Source organism: Pseudobacillus wudalianchiensis, assembly GCF_001685015.1.
Lineage (GTDB): Bacteria > Bacillota > Bacilli > Bacillales > Domibacillaceae > Pseudobacillus > Pseudobacillus wudalianchiensis.
Genome location: NZ_MAYT01000001.1, coordinates 115711 through 132117 on the forward strand (window position 1 = coordinate 115711; position 16407 = coordinate 132117).

The window sequence follows — 16407 nt, forward strand, 5'->3', positions numbered from 1 at the left end:
CAGTCGGGCTCATTAAAACAAGAAGAAGGATGTCTCCACCTCTTTGGGTTCAGACATCCCCTTCGCAGTAAGTTATTGATTTTTTAATTCTTCTGCTTCTCTTTGAGCATAAGGCAGGAAGTGGCGGTAGGCCTTGAACCCTGCCCACAGACTAGAAAAGCCAATTAGTAGAAAGAAAGCAGCTACGATATAGGATACTGTCGTCTGCTGGATAAATAATGTATTTAGTCCAAAGAAACCAACAAACAGGCCAAGGGCCATACTAGATTTAGCGGATAGCCATTTTTTCTCCATCGGCCGTCTGCTTCGAACATACTGAACTTTGTAGAAAATATAAAAAGCAAACGATAAAACAATAATAAAAGCTAAAACGGGCATTAGTTTTCCTCCATTATTTGTTCAAATATCTTCATTGTAACGAGAATTTGGAAGAAATTCTAGTGAAAAAACTGAATGTCATAAAGGAGACAGGAATGAAAAATAAAATTATTCAAAAAGTAAAAGAGTATAATACGATCATTATTCATCGCCATGTCCGTCCTGATCCGGATGCGTATGGCTCGCAAGGCGGCTTAGGGGAGATGCTGCGCGCTTCTTTCCCTGATAAAAAAATCTACACGGTCGGGAAGGAAGAACCAACACTTGCTTATTTGCGTAAACTCGACATAATCTCAGATGAGGAATACCAAGGGGCACTTGTGATTGTCTGCGATACAGCGAATCAGGAGAGAATTTGTGACCAGCGCTACAGGCTTGGAAAAGAGTTGATTAAAATTGACCACCATCCGAATGAGGATCCGTACGGTGATCTTTTGTGGGTCGATACATCTGCCAGCTCTGTAAGTGAAATGATTTATGATTTATATAAAAGCGGCCAAGATGAGGGATTGCGTTTGAATGATGAGGCAGCTCGACTGCTATTTGCAGGTATTGTTGGTGACACGGGCCGCTTTCTTTATCCTAGTACTACGCGGCGTACAATGGAATTTGCCGGAGAGCTGCTTCAGTTTAACTTTGATCGTAATGAGCTATTTAATCGGATGTATGAAACAGATGAGAAAGTATTGAAGCTGCAAGGCTACATCTTACAAACATTCAGCTTGTCACCGAGCGGGGCGGCCTCTGTCACCCTAAAAAAAGAGCTTCTTGATGAATTCAATGTAGTCCCTTCGGAAGCATCTTTGCTCGTCAGCTCACTTGGCAATGTAAAGGGAATTAAAGCGTGGGTCTTCTTTATCGAAGAGGCCGATCAAATTCGTGTCCGCCTGCGCTCGAAAAAGCTTGTAATCAATCAAATCGCCAAAAAATATAAAGGAGGCGGACACCCGCTCGCTGCTGGTGCTTCTGTCTATTCATGGGAAGAGGCAGAAAACGTAGCGGCTGACCTAGAAGCACTCTGCCGGGAAGATGGATAAGAATCCAGTCTTCTGACCAATACTTGCTTTTGCCTCTTCACGTATACAGGAGTTAACCGCCTTCTAGGTCTAATTCCAGCTGGATATGAACGGTTGTGTAAAAATACCATTCTTTTACATGGAGAGAATAGCTGCGTTTATTAATTTTTAATGTCTTATTTTCGATCGTTTGCCTGATTAGTTCTTTATGGGAATAAACCGTTTCCAGGTCTTTAGCATATAAGACAGATAGATCTTTCTTGATCTGTTCTTTCGCTGAAAAGATACTTTGGGCGTCATCAATACCATATTTTTTATAATTGATAATATCAATCTCGATCTCCTGCACAGTCAGCTTGTGCAGGTTTTTTTTATTTAGCTCTTTATATTCCTCCTGCCAGATGTCTAGTTGTACTTTTAATTCATCAATTGTTTTTTTATGTTTTTCCAATAAGGCAGCCTGTCTCTCCTGCATAGCACCAAACAGATAAAGAAAGAGCAGCCAGCTAAGGCAAAAACCAATTGCTGCCCCGGCGAGTAAAACCTGTAATTTTTTTTGCCTGTACAAAGAGGGGACTCTCATGGTGAAATATGCTCCCCGGTTAGCCATACGATAATAGCTGCTCCGGTAGCCGTTCCGCCCATTGCTGACAAAATGAGCAGAAACTGCTTAAATAAGTCTTTCGTTTCTCCATTTAGAAAACCCCGCTCAAAACTATAGACTGTATCAAACGTTCCTCCAATAGCTGCTATAATAGCCCAAATCCGCAAGCCCTCACTAATTTGTGAAATGCCGGTAAGAAGCGGTCTCCCGGTGGCAAATGACGCCACCCCTCCGATCAAAGAGCCGCCAAGCAGAACACCAAATGCGATGAAATAACATTTAAACAGTTCATCAAAAAAAGTCTGCGCCATATACCCTCCATATTAGCTTGTCTTTCTACTATATATGTAAAAAGAAAGGTTCCTATGAAACCAGAACGTATTTTCTTTTTTTCAGCGGCCGTCTTATAATGGAGGAAGACATTAGGGACGAAAAGTGTCAAGGAAGGATGAGAAGGATGTTTACACATCTGCAAGTTCAGACAGGCTACAGCCTATTGTCCAGTGCCATAGCCATCGACAAATTGACTGTAAAGGCGAAAGAGATGGGCTACGGTGCGCTTGCCATTACGGATCGCAATGTGATGTATGGAGTTATTCCTTTTTATAAAGCATGCAAACGAGTTGGGATCAAACCGATTATTGGTTTGATTGCTGATATTGAAAGTGTAATGGGGGAAGACCGTTCTTATCCACTTGTCTTATTGGCTAAAAACAATACAGGCTATCATCATTTGCTTAAAATTTCGAGTGCTATTCAATCAAGAGCGAAAGAAGGAATTCCGTTAAAATGGCTGAAAGGCTATTCTGCCGGGTTATTTGCTTTTACACCGGGAGCAGAAGGGGAAGTAGAACAATTACTTCTAAAGGATCCTGTCCAGGCAAAGAAAGCTGCTCAGCTATTGAAAGAACAATTTGAACCAGAGCACTTTTTCTTATCTATTGCGCGCCACAAGAGAAAGAACGAGGAAACGATCATTGAGGAAATGAAGCAGCTAAGTATCTCTCTTTCTATTCCATTGCTCGTTTCTAACCGGGTCACTTATTTAAATAAAGCAGATGCATTTGCCGTTCAATGTTTGGAAGCGATTAAGGATGGCGTGAAATTGGCAGATAAGCAGATAGATGACAATAATCAAGCTTACTTATCGTCGAAAGAAGAAATGGCGAACTTATTTGCTGATTTACCAGATGCACTGGAACAAACCGAAAAAATTGCGCAGGTCTGTGAAGTAGATATCTCATTCGGCCGCCGCCTGCTTCCTAAATATCCGCTGTCAGATCATCCATCAGCTTCCGACTATTTGCGGGAACTTTGCTATAAAGGTTTGGAAAAAGTGGGGGCTTCCACAGAGAAAGCGTACGTTGATCGTCTTGAATACGAGCTGGAAACGATCGAAAAAATGGAGTTCTGTGACTATTTTCTTATTGTTTGGGACTTTATGAAATTTGCAAAAGAAAGGTCTATTTTGACAGGGCCGGGAAGAGGATCAGCCGCCGGCTCCCTCGTTGCCTATGTTCTCGGTATTACAACCGTTGACCCGCTTGAATATGGCCTGCTGTTTGAACGGTTTCTTAATCCTGAGCGTGTGACGATGCCTGATATTGATCTTGATTTTCCTGATCATCGGCGGGATGAAGTCATTCGCTACGTTGTTAATAAATATGGATCGCTTCATGCCGCGCAAATTATTACGTTTGGTACGCTGTCTGCAAAAGCAGTCATACGAGACGTGGCGAGAGTATTCGGCTTTACATCTAAAGAGCTTGAGCAGTTGTCTAAGATGATTCCTTCGCGCCCTGGACTTACGCTTCAACAGCACTACACAGATTCTGTCCGCTTTCGGGAGTGGGTGAACGAAACGAACGAACATGAGAAGGTTTATCAAACCGCTTTGACGCTTGAAGGGCTGCCGCGTCATACGTCTACCCATGCGGCGGGGATGGTTATCACTGATCTGCCTTTGACTGAATTAGTCCCCATCCAGGAAGGACATGATGGAGTACTTCTGACCCAATTTCCGATGGACGCACTTGAAGAGCTTGGCTTATTGAAAATTGATTTGCTTGGTCTGCGCAATTTGTCCGTTCTTGAAAGAATGCTTGATTCAATTTATTATATTGAAGGAAAAAGACTAACTTTGCAGAATATACCTTTACAGAATAAAGAAACGTTTCAGTTGCTTGGAGAAGGAAAAACGACCGGGATTTTTCAGCTAGAGTCAGAGGGAATGCGTAACATGCTCAAGAAGCTGCAGCCAAATCATTTTGAGGATATTGTAGCAGTGAATGCACTTTACCGGCCGGGTCCGATGGAAAGCATTCCTCTCTATATAGAGAGAAAGCACGGGCATCAGCCAATTCACTACCCACATCCAGATTTACAAGCTATTTTAGAGCCTACATATGGTGTGCTGATCTATCAAGAGCAAATTATGCAGATTGCCTCTAGACTTGCAGGATTTTCGCTGGGAGAAGCGGATCTTTTAAGACGGGCTGTCAGTAAAAAGAAAAAGGATGTGCTCAACAGCGAAAGACGCCATTTTGTAGAAGGAGCGATGAAAAACGGTTATAGCAAAGAAGTCGCAGAAGATATCTATCATCTGATTGTTCAATTTGCCAATTATGGATTTAACCGCAGCCACGCAGTCGCCTACAGTTTTATTGCCTATGGAATGGCGTACATTAAAGCTCATTATCCAACTATTTTCATGGCTTCGCTACTAAGTTCTGCAATCGGCAATGAGGATAAAATAAAACAATATGTGTCCGAAGCAAAAGGAATGGGAATTTCTTTGCTGCCCCCCTCCATCAATAATAGTTATTATCCATTTAAAGCTGAAGAGAACAAGATCCGCTTTAGTCTAGCCGCCATCAAAGGTATTGGAGCGGGGATGTTAAAGGCAATTATAGAGGCGCGGGAAAAAGGCCCTTTCGTTGATTTGTTTGATTTTTGTCTCCGTGTGCCTCTTAACATCGTGAATCGCAAAGCTTTGGAGGCTCTTTTATTTGCAGGAGCATTTGATGAGTTTAATGAAGACCGGGCTGTTCTTTTGGCCACGCTTGATATTGCGATTGAACATGCGCAGCTTATTCGGCCAACAGATAGTGCGGAAGATGATTTATTTACAGAAGATGATTTTTTTCCAAAACCGAAATATGCACAAGCAGAACCGATGAGTATGGAAGCTAAACTTCAGCATGAGAGAGAAGTGCTTGGTCTTTATTTGTCAGCTCATCCAACAGAGCCATATGAACAGCTTTTTACGCAGTCAGGAGCTGTCCCATCTGCGGATTTGTCTCCAGGCAGCCGGCATGTTTCCATCGGTGCTTTCATAAATGAGGTAAAAGTCATCCGTACAAAAAAAGGGGAAAACATGGCTTTTCTTCACTGTTCGGACAGCAGCGGTGAAATAAAAGGTGTTCTGTTTCCGCCTTCCTATAGGAACTGCTCCCCCCTTCTGGAAAAAGGAGCAATTCTTTATTTAACAGGAAACGTAGAGGAAAGAAGCGGGGGAAAACAGCTGATTATTAAAGCGGTTCATAGCATAGAAGAAGTGCAAGAGCGGCAAGCTGAAAGAGCCAAAACCTTGTACATAAAAATACCAGAAGCACCGGACGAGCATTTGATACTCGAAGACGTTCACCGAGTAATCAACCGCTTTAAAGGGGCAACATCTGTTGTGCTCCACTATGAAAAGAACCGGCAGACCGTTAAACTTCATGAAAAAAATTCGGTTAAGCCAACAAAACAATTAGTAGAAGAATTGACAACGATCCTCGGCAGAGAGAATGTCGTATTGAAATAATTATTACTTTACAACTTATCTTTGATAGTTTATTGTGTGTAATAGACGAAAACGTGGTCTGACCACTGAAGGCGGTTAGACTTGCTGAAATAGGGAGAGAAAAAGAATGTCACTTAGAGAAGAAGCATTGCATATGCATAAAACAAATAAAGGGAAGTTGTCCACTGGCATTAAAACAAAAGTGAGAAACGCTAGAGATTTAAGCCTTGCTTACTCGCCAGGCGTAGCAGAGCCATGTAAGGAAATTTATGAAAAGCCTGAAACCGTCTTTGATTATACAATTAAAGGAAATACTGTAGCAGTTGTTTCTAATGGTACGGCTGTGCTTGGCTTAGGAAACATTGGTGCAGAGGCAGCAATGCCAGTTATGGAAGGGAAAGCGGTCCTATTTAAGAGTTTTGCCGGTGTAGACGCTTTTCCAATTTGTTTAGATACAGAAGATCCAGAAAAGATTATTGAAACTGTAAAATTAATGGAGCCAACATTTGGCGGTGTCAACCTAGAAGATATTGCTGCTCCTCATTGTTTTGAAATCGAAGAACGTCTAAAGAAAGAAACAAACATTCCTGTGTTTCATGACGATCAACACGGAACAGCTATTGTAACAGCGGCTGGCCTTCTCAATGCACTTAAATTAACGGGCAGAAAGTTCAAAGACATTAAAATTGTAGCTAACGGTGCCGGTGCAGCTGGTATTGCCATTATTAAGCTCTTAGCGAGCTATGGCGTTCGTGATATCGTCATGTGTGACTCACGCGGAGCTATTTATGAGGGCCGCCAGGAAGGAATGAACTCTGTTAAAGAGGAAGTAGCTAAGTTTACTAACATCAACCGCCAAGAGGGTTCACTAGAAGATGTTATTAAAGGTGCCGATGTTTTCATTGGAGTATCTGTTGCCGGTGCGTTAACAAAAGAAATGATCCAAACGATGAACCCAGAGCCGATTATTTTTGCTATGGCAAACCCAGTTCCGGAAGTAATGCCAGAAGAGGCAAAAATGGCAGGGGCCCGCGTAATTGGAACAGGACGTTCAGACTTCCCGAATCAGGTCAATAACGTGCTGGCTTTCCCAGGGATTTTCCGTGGCGCGCTTGATGTGCGTGCAACACATATTAATGAACAAATGAAGCATGCGGCTGTAGCGGCCATCGCTGGTTTGATTGATGAAAAAGAGCTAAACTCTGATTATGTGATTCCTGGACCATTTGATCCGCGTGTAGCGCCAGCAGTAGCGGCAGCAGTGGCAAAAGCAGCAATGGAAACGGGCGTTGCCCGCTTAAAAGCAGATCCAGAGGAAATTCGTCAACGTACGATGCAATTGGCTTTAATCGGAAAAGGTGAATAAAGCAATGGAAAATCAACGACCGCAATCAAAATTCGCGCAAGTCGTTGAAAAGATTCGTGACATGATCGCAGCAGACGGATTGGTTCCGGGAGATAAGATGCCATCAGAGCGGGAGCTGTCTGAACGTCTGTCTGCTTCGCGGTCTTCTATTAGAGAAGCGCTGCGGGCTCTCGAACTGCTTGGATTAATTGAGACAAGAAGGGGAGAGGGAACGTTCCTTCGGGACTTTAATGACCATCAGCTTGTTCAACTGCTCAGCACATTCATTTTACAAAGGGAACAGACGAAAAAAGACGTCTGTTTAACGAAAGAAATCGTTGAAATGGGCTGCTTGTCTTCTTTGGTCATGTTGCCGGATCTTGAGAAGCACATGTCTGAGCTTACTGAAAAAATAAAAGATGCGTCCTTTACAGAACATGACTTCTTCACTTTTTTAATGAGTATAAATGGCAATTCACTTTTAAAGAAAATCTGGCTAATCGTGTCCGATTATGCAGATGCGATTCATAAAGAGGATAGGCTGCTAATGAATAAAGAGGCCTTTGTCCACTTAATTTATATAATAAAGACAAGAAATATAAAAGATATTTTTGATACTTATAAGCAGCTTTAAGCTGTTCTATTTTTTGTCGTCCGCCTCATAAAGTCACATAACTATGTTCAAGCTTTTTATAGGGAGAGGATGCAACTTGATTAAAGACTTATTTAACAAACAAAAACCGAAAAAGAAAAAGTATGCGACGATACCTACAGAAGCCAGCAAACAAGACGTACCTGAAGGCATAATGCAAAAATGCCCAAAATGTAAAAAGATTATGTACACGAAAGAACTAAAGAAAAACTTAAATGTTTGCTTGCAGTGTGGTCATCACCATGGCATGACGTCCCTTGAACGCCGTGATTCTTTTATCGATGAAGGAACGTTTCAAGAGTTAGATGCTGCGCTTTCTTCAACTAATCCGCTGAACTTTCCGGGATACCTGGAAAAGGTAGAGGCCGATCGACAAAAAACAGGAATGAATGAAGCGATTTTAACTGGTGTGGGCCAAGTCGAAGGCCATGAAGTAGTCGTGGCCATTATGGATGCTAATTTCCGTATGGGAAGCATGGGATCCGTTGTTGGTGAAAAGATTACAAGAGCGATTGAAGAGGCGGGCCGACGGAATGTACCGTTCATTATCTTCACGGCTTCAGGCGGAGCTAGAATGCAAGAAGGTGTTCTTTCATTAATGCAGATGGCTAAAACAAGCGTGGCCTTAAAACGTTTTAGTGAAAATGGCGGACTCATTATTTCTATTATGACACATCCAACAACTGGCGGTGTATCTGCTAGCTTTGCGTCGTTAGGAGATTATAACTTTGCAGAGCCTGGGGCACTTATCGGATTCGCAGGCAGACGGATTATTGAACAGACGATCCGTGAGAAGCTTCCAGAAGACTTCCAGACGGCTGAATTTTTATTAAAGCATGGCCAGCTTGATGCGGTCATTCACCGTCATGATATGAAAGAAAAGATCGCCTTTTTGCTCGATATACATGAACCGGGTGGTGAACTGGCATGATTGGTTTAGAATTTGAGAAACCAGTAATGGAACTAAAAGGAAAGATTGCTGAGTTAAAAGAGTTTACTTCTACTTCAGATGTAGATTTAACAGAAGAAATTGAAAAGCTGGAGCAGCGCTTGAAAAAGCTTGAAAAAGACATTTATGAAAGCATGACGCCATGGGATCGCGTCCAAATGGCTCGACATCCAGAACGTCCGACAACGCTTGATTATATTCAGCATTTATTTACTGATTTTATGGAACTTCACGGTGACAGATTATTTGGGGATGATGCTGCGATCGTTGGCGGAGTAGCAAAATACCATGGACTGCCAGTCACAGTGATCGGACATCAGCGTGGCCGTGATACGAAGGAGAATATCAAGCGTACATTTGGTATGCCACACCCGGAAGGATACCGTAAAGCTCTTCGTTTAATGAACCAGGCAGTAAAGTTCAAGCGTCCGATTATTTGTCTCATTGATACGAAAGGGGCTTATCCCGGAAAAGCGGCTGAAGAGCGTGGCCAGAGTGAAGCTATTGCGAGAAACCTATTTGAAATGGCGGGTATGGAAGTGCCAGTCATTTGTATCGTAATCGGTGAAGGTGGAAGCGGAGGTGCTCTTGCCCTAGGCATTGGAGATAAATTATTTATGTTAGAGAATTCAACATACTCTGTTATCTCTCCAGAGGGGGCTGCTGCTCTGCTTTGGAAAGATGCTTCCCAGGCAAAACGTGCGGCAGAGACGATGAAAATTACAGCAGGTGATTTGAAAGAGCTTGGAGTCATTGACGCCATTATTCCTGAGGTAAGCGGTGGAGCTCATCGAAATATCGCTCAACAGGCAGCTTTAATTGATCAAATGTTGAAGCCGGCATTACAGGAACTTCTTCAGCTATCGATCCCCGAATTATTGGACAATCGTTATATAAAATACAAACAAATTGGAGAATATACGCTCTAGTTGTTTTAGTTAAATACACAGCGGGAAAAAGAACGTGCGATACGATGATAAGCACGTTCTTTTTTTGGGAATAACTTTAAGGTAATCTATAAGGAATTTTGATAAACATTGTGAAGGTCAGACCTTTCTGTTATTTTAGAAGAGACTAATAAAGCAGTAAAAAAGGTCGCTGTATATTTTTTTAAGATATAGGCAGGATGGAGGGAGCCATGTGAAACGTATCGGAGTGTTAACGAGCGGCGGCGATGCACCAGGAATGAACGCAGCTGTTCGAGCTGTTGTCCGTAAGGCTATCTATCATGATCTAGAGGTATATGGAATTTATCAAGGATACCAAGGGTTAATTTCGGGTAATATTCATAAGATGGAAGTTGGTTCTGTTGGTGATATTATTCATCGGGGCGGAACGATTCTCCGTTCAGCAAGATGTCCTGAATTCCAAACTGCAGAAGGACAAAAGAAAGGTTTAGAGCAGCTGAAAAAAAACGGAATTGAAGGGCTTGTTGTGATTGGCGGCGACGGTTCTTACCGTGGAGCAAAAGCACTTACCGAGCTTGGCTATCCATGTGTCGGTGTACCTGGAACCATTGACAATGATATTCCGGGCACAGAATTTACCATTGGCTTTGACACAGCTTTAAATACAATCATTGATGCAATTGATAAAATCCGTGATACAGCTAGTTCTCATGAGCGGACGTTTATCGTAGAAGTAATGGGAAGAAATGCCGGAGATCTAGCATTGTGGGCAGGGCTTGCTGGTGGAGCGGAAACGATCTTAATTCCAGAAGAGCCGCTTGACATGGAGTCTATTAAAGTGCGTTTGCAAAAAGGATTAGAACGCGGCAAGAGACATAGCATCATTATTGTGGCTGAAGGAGTCATGAGCGGTAATGAATTTGCTGAGAGAGTGAAGCGAATGACCGGTATCGAAACGAGGGTATCTGTGTTAGGTCATATGCAAAGAGGAGGTTCGCCAACAGCTGCGGACCGTATGCTTGCAAGCAGACTTGGAGCAAGAGCTGTTGAACTTTTGTTAGCTGGAAAAGGTGGACGCGCAGTTGGCATTGAACACAATAAGTTGGTAGACTATGACATTGTAGAAGCTCTTGCCCTTCCACATCAGTTGGATTTAAATATTTCCCGGTTAGCAAAAGAGTTATCTATTTAATTGATTTTCACGAGGAGGCTGTCAAGAGATGAGAAAGACAAAGATTGTATGTACAATTGGTCCGGCAAGTGAAAGCCCGTCCATGCTTGAAAAATTAATGGAGGCAGGCATGAATGTTGCTCGCTTAAATTTCTCTCATGGAAACCATGAGGAGCATGCACAACGGATTAAAAATATCCGCGAAGCAGCGAAAAAGACGGGAAAAACAATTGGGATTCTATTAGATACAAAAGGACCCGAAATTCGTACACATAATATGGAGAATGATGCTATCGAACTAACTGCTGGCAGCCAGGTAATAGTGTCTATGAGTGAAGTACTTGGCACGCCTGAAAAGTTTTCAGTTACATACGAAGGATTAATAGATGATATAGAGCCAGGCGGCAAAATTCTTTTAGACGATGGCTTAATTGCCCTCGAGGTTATAAGCATTCATAAGCAAGAGGGAGAAATCCAAACAAAAGTACTTAATAGTGGCACGCTGAAAAATAAAAAAGGTGTAAACGTACCTGGCGTATCCATCAAGCTTCCAGGGATTACGGCAAAAGATGCAGAGGATATTAAGTTTGGCATTGAACAGGACGTTGACTTTATTGCCGCTTCATTTGTCCGTCGAGCATCCGATGTTCTTGAAATTCATGAATTACTTGAGCAATATGGGGCAAGCCATATTCAAATTATCCCGAAGATCGAAAATCAAGAGGGAGTCGATAATATCGATAGTATTCTTGATGTATCCGACGGCTTGATGGTAGCACGCGGGGATCTTGGCGTAGAAATTCCTGCTGAGGAAGTGCCGCTCGTGCAAAAAAGGTTAATTCAACGCTGTAATACTCTCGGCAAACCAGTTATCACAGCAACTCAAATGCTTGATTCCATGCAGCGTAATCCGCGTCCAACACGGGCGGAAGCGAGTGATGTAGCGAACGCTATTTTCGATGGTACAGATGCGATTATGCTTTCCGGAGAAACAGCAGCTGGTATGTACCCTCTTGAAGCTGTACAAACGATGCACAGCATTGCTGACCGTACGGAAACAGCTTTGAATTACTCGGAGATTATATCGACACGCAGTAAAGTAAGCGGTCATACGATGACGGATGCCATTGGACAGGCCGTTGCTCATACAGCTAATAATTTAGATGTACAAGCGATTGTCACACCAACGGAGAGCGGCCATACAGCACGAATGATTTCACGGTACCGCTCCAAAGCGCCAATCGTAGCTGTTACATCCAGTGAGCGGGTATCGCGCAGCCTGGCATTGGTTTGGGGAGTATTTCCAAATATCGGACCGAAAGTAAAGACAACAGATGAAATGCTTGAACTTGCCGTCCAGCAAAGCTTGAATACCGGTCTTATCAAGCATGGCGATCTAATCGTAATTACAGCTGGTGTTCCGGTAGGCGAAGCAGGCACGACAAACTTGATGAAAATCCATGTTGTCGGCGATATTTTAATGAAAGGTCAGGGAATCGGACGAAAATCCACTTACGGAAAAGTAGTGGTAGCGAGAAGTGCAGCAGAAGCGATTGAGAAGGTAAAAGAAGGCGATATTCTCGTTACGATTGGCAGCGATAGAGATATGGTGCCGGCTATTGAAAAATGTGCAGCTCTTATTACAGAAGAAGGCGGTTTAACGAGCCATGCTGCTGTTGTTGGCATTAATCTCGGGGTACCAGTTCTTGTTGGAGTCGAAAATGCCATGACTGTTTTAAAAGACGGCCAAGAAATTACTGTAGATGCAGCAAGAGGCATTATTTATAATGGGCATGCTAATGTCCTTTAACTAACAATAAAACCGACCAGCCGCTGTTGGTCGGTTTTTTAGTGTGTTCAGAAGTGTGAACAAGCCCACGGGAATAATGAACAATGTTGCGAATACTGCTCTATTTTTGCAGATCGCTCTTGAGGGATGATACAATGAAGAGGAACATAACCTTTCTAAAAAGGAGAAAATCCGTTGAGATATCTACTGTTTGTTTTTATTGTTGTCCCGGCACTAGAAATTAGTTTGTTAATGTTTTCTGGAAAAACGATTGGCGTGTTACCGACGTTTCTGCTGATTTTGACAACGGGATTTTTAGGGGCTTATTTTGCTAAGAAGCAAGGGATGCAGGCGGTTACAAAGATGCGTGAAGATATCCAAAGGGGACTATTTATCGGTGATGCGGTCATGGATGGAGTCTGCGTTTTATTTGGTGGACTGCTATTGTTAGCTCCAGGGTTTGTTTCAGACATTGCAGGCTTTCTGCTCTTGTTTCCTTACACGCGTAAATGGCTTAAGCCACTTTTACTGCGTTTGTTTCGCCGCACCTTCCAAAATAGAAATGTTATTGTAATGAAATAAAAAACGTCAGTTTATCGCTGACGTTTTTTATTTTGCCGGAGGGGGTACTTCTTTCCCCATAATATAGTCTCTTAAATCGGTGAACACTCCTGCACTATGAAGGGCATTCAAAATCACGAGCGTAATTGGACCGAGAATCAAGCCAAAAAATCCGGCAAGCTTAAAGCCGACAAAGAGGGCAATCAGTGTTGCCAGCGGATCGAGCCCGATACTTGAAGACAGCACCTTTGGCTCCATAATCTGGCGCTGAACGATAATGATCACATATAAAACAGTCAGCCCGATGGCAAGCCCGGGGTCCCCAGCGATAAACTCGTATGCGATCCATGGCACAAACAGCGTGCCTGTCCCTAGATACGGAAGCAAGTCAACAAGTCCAGCTACGAGAGCAAGTGTAATAGCGTAGTTGACCCGCAAAACAAGCAACCCAACCAGAACGATAAAGGTAGTAATCGAAATCAGTGTTAACTGTGCACGTAAAAACCCAAATAAAGCTCTTTTTAAAGCTGCAAATACCTTGCTTAAGCTTGTTCGTGCCTTTATAGGTAAATAATTGACTGTACGATGTTGAAGCTTTTCCCAATCCTTGCTGATGAAAAAAGCAGCAAGAAATGAGAAGATTAAGGCAGTCGCGAAATTAGGAATCCAGGAAATTAATTTAGGAAGCTTTAAAAAGAAGTTTTGGATAAATTCTCCCGCTGTTGAGGCGAACTGTTCTCCTGCTTCTCGGATATTTGTAGAAATCGTCTCTTGCTGTCCAGTATCAAGCGAATGAAACAGTCCAGCTGCTCGTTCATAGAACGGAATGACTTGGGAAGCAAACATTGTCTCGATCTGTTCGACCACAACGTGAACGTGACGGGGAACGACAGAGGCAAAATAGTTGGCGCCAGAAACGATTTCAGCAATAAGAAGTGTGATTCCGCCTGCAAAAACAGCTAGAATCAGAAGAATCGCTGTAACGGCGGCGGCGGCGCGCGGCAATCTGGCCTTCTTTTCCATGAAGCGAATGAAGGGCTGTATAAGAAAAGCGACAGCAAAGCCAATGATAAATGGATATGTTACTTTTGTAATATAATATAACGAGACAATAAGCAACACAGTAGAAATAATGACAATGAGTAAACGCATGAGCCTTTGCCGACTAGATGGGTTCACAAGCTCACCTCCTCTGCTTCACATTGTATCAAGAGGGACAAGGGAGAGAAAGAAAAATGGCTCGTATTATAACGACAAAAAATGCGTGAAAAGGAAGGAGAAAGCATATGCAGGCTTATTTATTTTTATTCATGCTGCTTGTCATCGCTGTAATGGCTAAAAACCAATCGTTACTTATTGCTATTATAGTCCTGCTTGCACTTAAAATAATTGGTTTGGACAATAAGATTTTTACTCTTGTTCAATCTAAAGGAATTAATTGGGGGGTAACGATTATCACGATTGCTGTACTTGTCCCTATTGCTACTGGAGAGATTGGTTTTAGAGAGCTTGGTAACTCGTTGAAGTCTCCTTATGCATGGATTGCCCTCGTTTCTGGAGTGTTTGTCGCTCTTCTCGGCAAAAGTGGAGTGGTGCTGTTAGCAGAGGATCCTCATATAACGACGGCACTTGTTTTTGGGACCGTTGCAGCGGTCGCGCTGTTTAATGGTGTAGCGGTTGGTCCGTTAATCGGTGCGGGCATTGCTTACACAGCTATGAAGATTATCGAGTGGTTTCATTAGAAATTCCATCTATTCCAATGTATAATGATTGAAGGAAAGAAAATAATTTATTAATATAGCATGTTTTTTCCCCGTGTTTTGTTGAGAGGCCATGACGATTTTGTATGTTTTTAGACACTTTCCATTCACAAATCCCGGTTTATTGTTTATAATAGCAGGTGAAAGCGCAATCTTTTGTATGTTCGTATTTTATATGTTCGTATTTTGTACGAAACCTTACTGAGCAGGCACTCAGTAGATGAGGGGGTTTCAAAAACAATGGGGGAAATTAACAGTCGAAGGAGAGAATGATTATGACGACCGCTCGTGGATTAGAAGGAGTAGTAGCAACAACATCTTCAGTGAGCTCTATTATTGATGACACCCTTACATACGCAGGATACAACATCGATGATTTAGCGGAAAATGCAAGCTTTGAAGAAGTGATTTATCTGCTGTGGCACCGTAAGCTTCCTACACAAACAGAATTAGATGAGCTAAAGCAGCAACTGTCAGACAACTATGATCTTCCTCAAGAAGTATTTAACCACTTTAAAATGTATCCAATTGATAAAGTCCATCCAATGGCTGCCCTTCGCACGGCTGTTTCCTTGATCGGTTTGTATGATGAAGAAGCAGATGTCATGAATGAAGAGGCTAATTACCGTAAGGCGGTTCGTTTGCAGGCAAAAATCCCTGCGCTAGTCACTGCGTTTGCACGTATCCGTAAAGGCCAAGAGCCAATAGCGCCACGCAAGGATTTAGGTTTAGCAGCGAACTTCCTTTATATGCTTTCAGGAAAAGAGCCAGAAGCGGTAGAAGTGGAAGCGTTTGATAAAGCACTCGTCCTGCATGCAGATCACGAATTAAACGCTTCTACATTTACAGCCCGTGTCTGTGTAGCTACTTTATCTGATGTTTATTCAGGTGTAACGGCAGCTATCTCTGCTTTAAAGGGACCACTACATGGCGGCGCCAATGAGCAAGTAATGAAGATGCTGTCTGAAATCGGCTCTGTTGATAATGTAGAACCGTATATTTTAAGCAAGTTAAACAATAAAGAGAAAATCATGGGCTTCGGTCACCGCGTATATCGTCAAGGCGACCCTCGTGCAAAGCATTTGAAAGAAATGTCAAGAAGATTGACTGAATTAACGGGAGAGCCGCAATGGTACGATATGTCCACTCAGATTGAGGAGATCGTGACATCTCAGAAGAAGCTTCCGCCAAACGTGGACTTCTATTCAGCATCTGTTTATCACAGCCTAGGTATAGAGCACGATTTGTTCACGCCGATCTTTGCGGTAAGCCGTGTATCTGGCTGGCTCGCGCATATTTTGGAGCAATACTCGAACAATCGTTTAATTCGTCCACGTGCTGAGTACACAGGTCCTGGTATGCAAGAGTATGTACCAATTGGTGAGCGCAAGTAACTCTCATACTCATATTTACAAAATCATAAAAAATTAGTGTAATAAAGATTGAGTAACAATTGAGTAACAAAGGAGAGGTTAGAGGGCGCATGC

15 protein-coding genes are annotated in these 16407 nt (G+C 42.7%); 11 read left to right on the top strand and 4 right to left on the bottom strand.

Going from position 1 to position 16407, the window contains the following annotated elements; translation table 11 throughout:
• Nucleotides 1–72: 72 nt before the first annotated feature.
• Complete coding sequence (locus tag A8F95_RS00635; protein WP_049663745.1) at nucleotides 73–378, bottom strand: YtpI family protein; 306 nt, start codon at nucleotides 376–378, stop codon at nucleotides 73–75.
• Between the two features lie 95 nt (nucleotides 379–473).
• Between A8F95_RS00635 and A8F95_RS00640 the strand changes: the two genes are divergently transcribed.
• Nucleotides 474–1415: a DHH family phosphoesterase gene (locus A8F95_RS00640; protein ID WP_065408796.1), complete on the top strand. Its 942-nt coding sequence runs from the start codon at nucleotides 474–476 to the stop codon at nucleotides 1413–1415.
• A 52-nt stretch (nucleotides 1416–1467) separates the two neighbouring features.
• Here the strand turns inward: A8F95_RS00640 and ytrI are convergent, their stop codons facing one another.
• Nucleotides 1468–1962 carry a sporulation membrane protein YtrI gene (gene ytrI, locus A8F95_RS00645; protein ID WP_245671044.1) on the bottom strand — a complete coding sequence of 165 codons (495 nt, stop codon included), beginning with the start codon at nucleotides 1960–1962 and terminating at the stop codon, nucleotides 1468–1470.
• 11 nt (nucleotides 1963–1973) lie between these two features.
• Nucleotides 1974–2309: a sporulation membrane protein YtrH gene (gene ytrH, locus A8F95_RS00650; RefSeq protein ID WP_065408797.1), complete on the bottom strand. Its 336-nt coding sequence runs from the start codon at nucleotides 2307–2309 to the stop codon at nucleotides 1974–1976.
• Between the two features lie 146 nt (nucleotides 2310–2455).
• Here ytrH and dnaE point away from each other — a divergent pair, with 146 nt between their 5' ends.
• From dnaE to A8F95_RS00690, 8 genes are all read left to right on the top strand, one after another.
• On the top strand, nucleotides 2456–5806 hold the full coding sequence (dnaE, locus tag A8F95_RS00655) for a DNA polymerase III subunit alpha (RefSeq protein WP_065408798.1): 3351 nt from the start codon (nucleotides 2456–2458) through the stop codon (nucleotides 5804–5806).
• 106 nt (nucleotides 5807–5912) lie between these two features.
• Nucleotides 5913–7151: an NADP-dependent malic enzyme gene (ystJ, locus tag A8F95_RS00660; protein WP_065408799.1), complete on the top strand. Its 1239-nt coding sequence runs from the start codon at nucleotides 5913–5915 to the stop codon at nucleotides 7149–7151.
• A gap of 4 nt (nucleotides 7152–7155) precedes the next feature.
• Nucleotides 7156–7764: a FadR/GntR family transcriptional regulator gene (locus tag A8F95_RS00665; protein WP_077247151.1), complete on the top strand. Its 609-nt coding sequence runs from the start codon at nucleotides 7156–7158 to the stop codon at nucleotides 7762–7764.
• A gap of 76 nt (nucleotides 7765–7840) precedes the next feature.
• Nucleotides 7841–8713: an acetyl-CoA carboxylase, carboxyltransferase subunit beta gene (gene accD, locus A8F95_RS00670; RefSeq protein WP_049663733.1), complete on the top strand. Its 873-nt coding sequence runs from the start codon at nucleotides 7841–7843 to the stop codon at nucleotides 8711–8713.
• Nucleotides 8710–9660 (top strand): acetyl-CoA carboxylase carboxyl transferase subunit alpha, encoded by a 951-nt coding sequence (gene accA / locus A8F95_RS00675; RefSeq protein ID WP_049663730.1) that lies wholly within the window; start codon nucleotides 8710–8712, stop codon nucleotides 9658–9660. The genes accD and accA overlap by 4 nt, the downstream gene beginning before the upstream one ends.
• Before the next feature lie 211 nt (nucleotides 9661–9871).
• Nucleotides 9872–10831, top strand: coding sequence for a 6-phosphofructokinase (gene pfkA, locus A8F95_RS00680; protein WP_065408800.1), 960 nt, complete (start codon nucleotides 9872–9874; stop codon nucleotides 10829–10831).
• A gap of 28 nt (nucleotides 10832–10859) precedes the next feature.
• Nucleotides 10860–12620, top strand: coding sequence for a pyruvate kinase (pyk, locus tag A8F95_RS00685; RefSeq protein ID WP_065408801.1), 1761 nt, complete (start codon nucleotides 10860–10862; stop codon nucleotides 12618–12620).
• Nucleotides 12621–12794: 174 nt separating this feature from the next.
• A complete protein-coding gene (locus A8F95_RS00690) occupies nucleotides 12795–13181 on the top strand; it encodes an FxsA family protein (protein ID WP_065408802.1) in 387 nt (128 codons plus the stop codon).
• Nucleotides 13182–13208: 27 nt separating this feature from the next.
• Here the strand turns inward: A8F95_RS00690 and ytvI are convergent, their stop codons facing one another.
• Nucleotides 13209–14339, bottom strand: a complete 1131-nt coding sequence (gene ytvI, locus A8F95_RS00695; RefSeq protein WP_065408803.1) for a sporulation integral membrane protein YtvI — start codon at nucleotides 14337–14339, stop codon at nucleotides 13209–13211.
• 107 nt (nucleotides 14340–14446) lie between these two features.
• On the opposite strand from ytvI, the gene A8F95_RS00700 reads away from it, so the two are divergent.
• Together A8F95_RS00700 and citZ are read left to right on the top strand one after the other, a co-directional pair.
• Nucleotides 14447–14902, top strand: coding sequence for a DUF441 domain-containing protein (locus A8F95_RS00700; RefSeq protein ID WP_065408804.1), 456 nt, complete (start codon nucleotides 14447–14449; stop codon nucleotides 14900–14902).
• Between the two features lie 293 nt (nucleotides 14903–15195).
• The gene (citZ, locus tag A8F95_RS00705; RefSeq protein WP_049663715.1) at nucleotides 15196–16314 is read left to right on the top strand and encodes a citrate synthase; all 1119 of its coding nucleotides are present in this window, start codon (nucleotides 15196–15198) and stop codon (nucleotides 16312–16314) included.
• The last annotated feature ends 93 nt before the right edge of the window (nucleotides 16315–16407 follow it).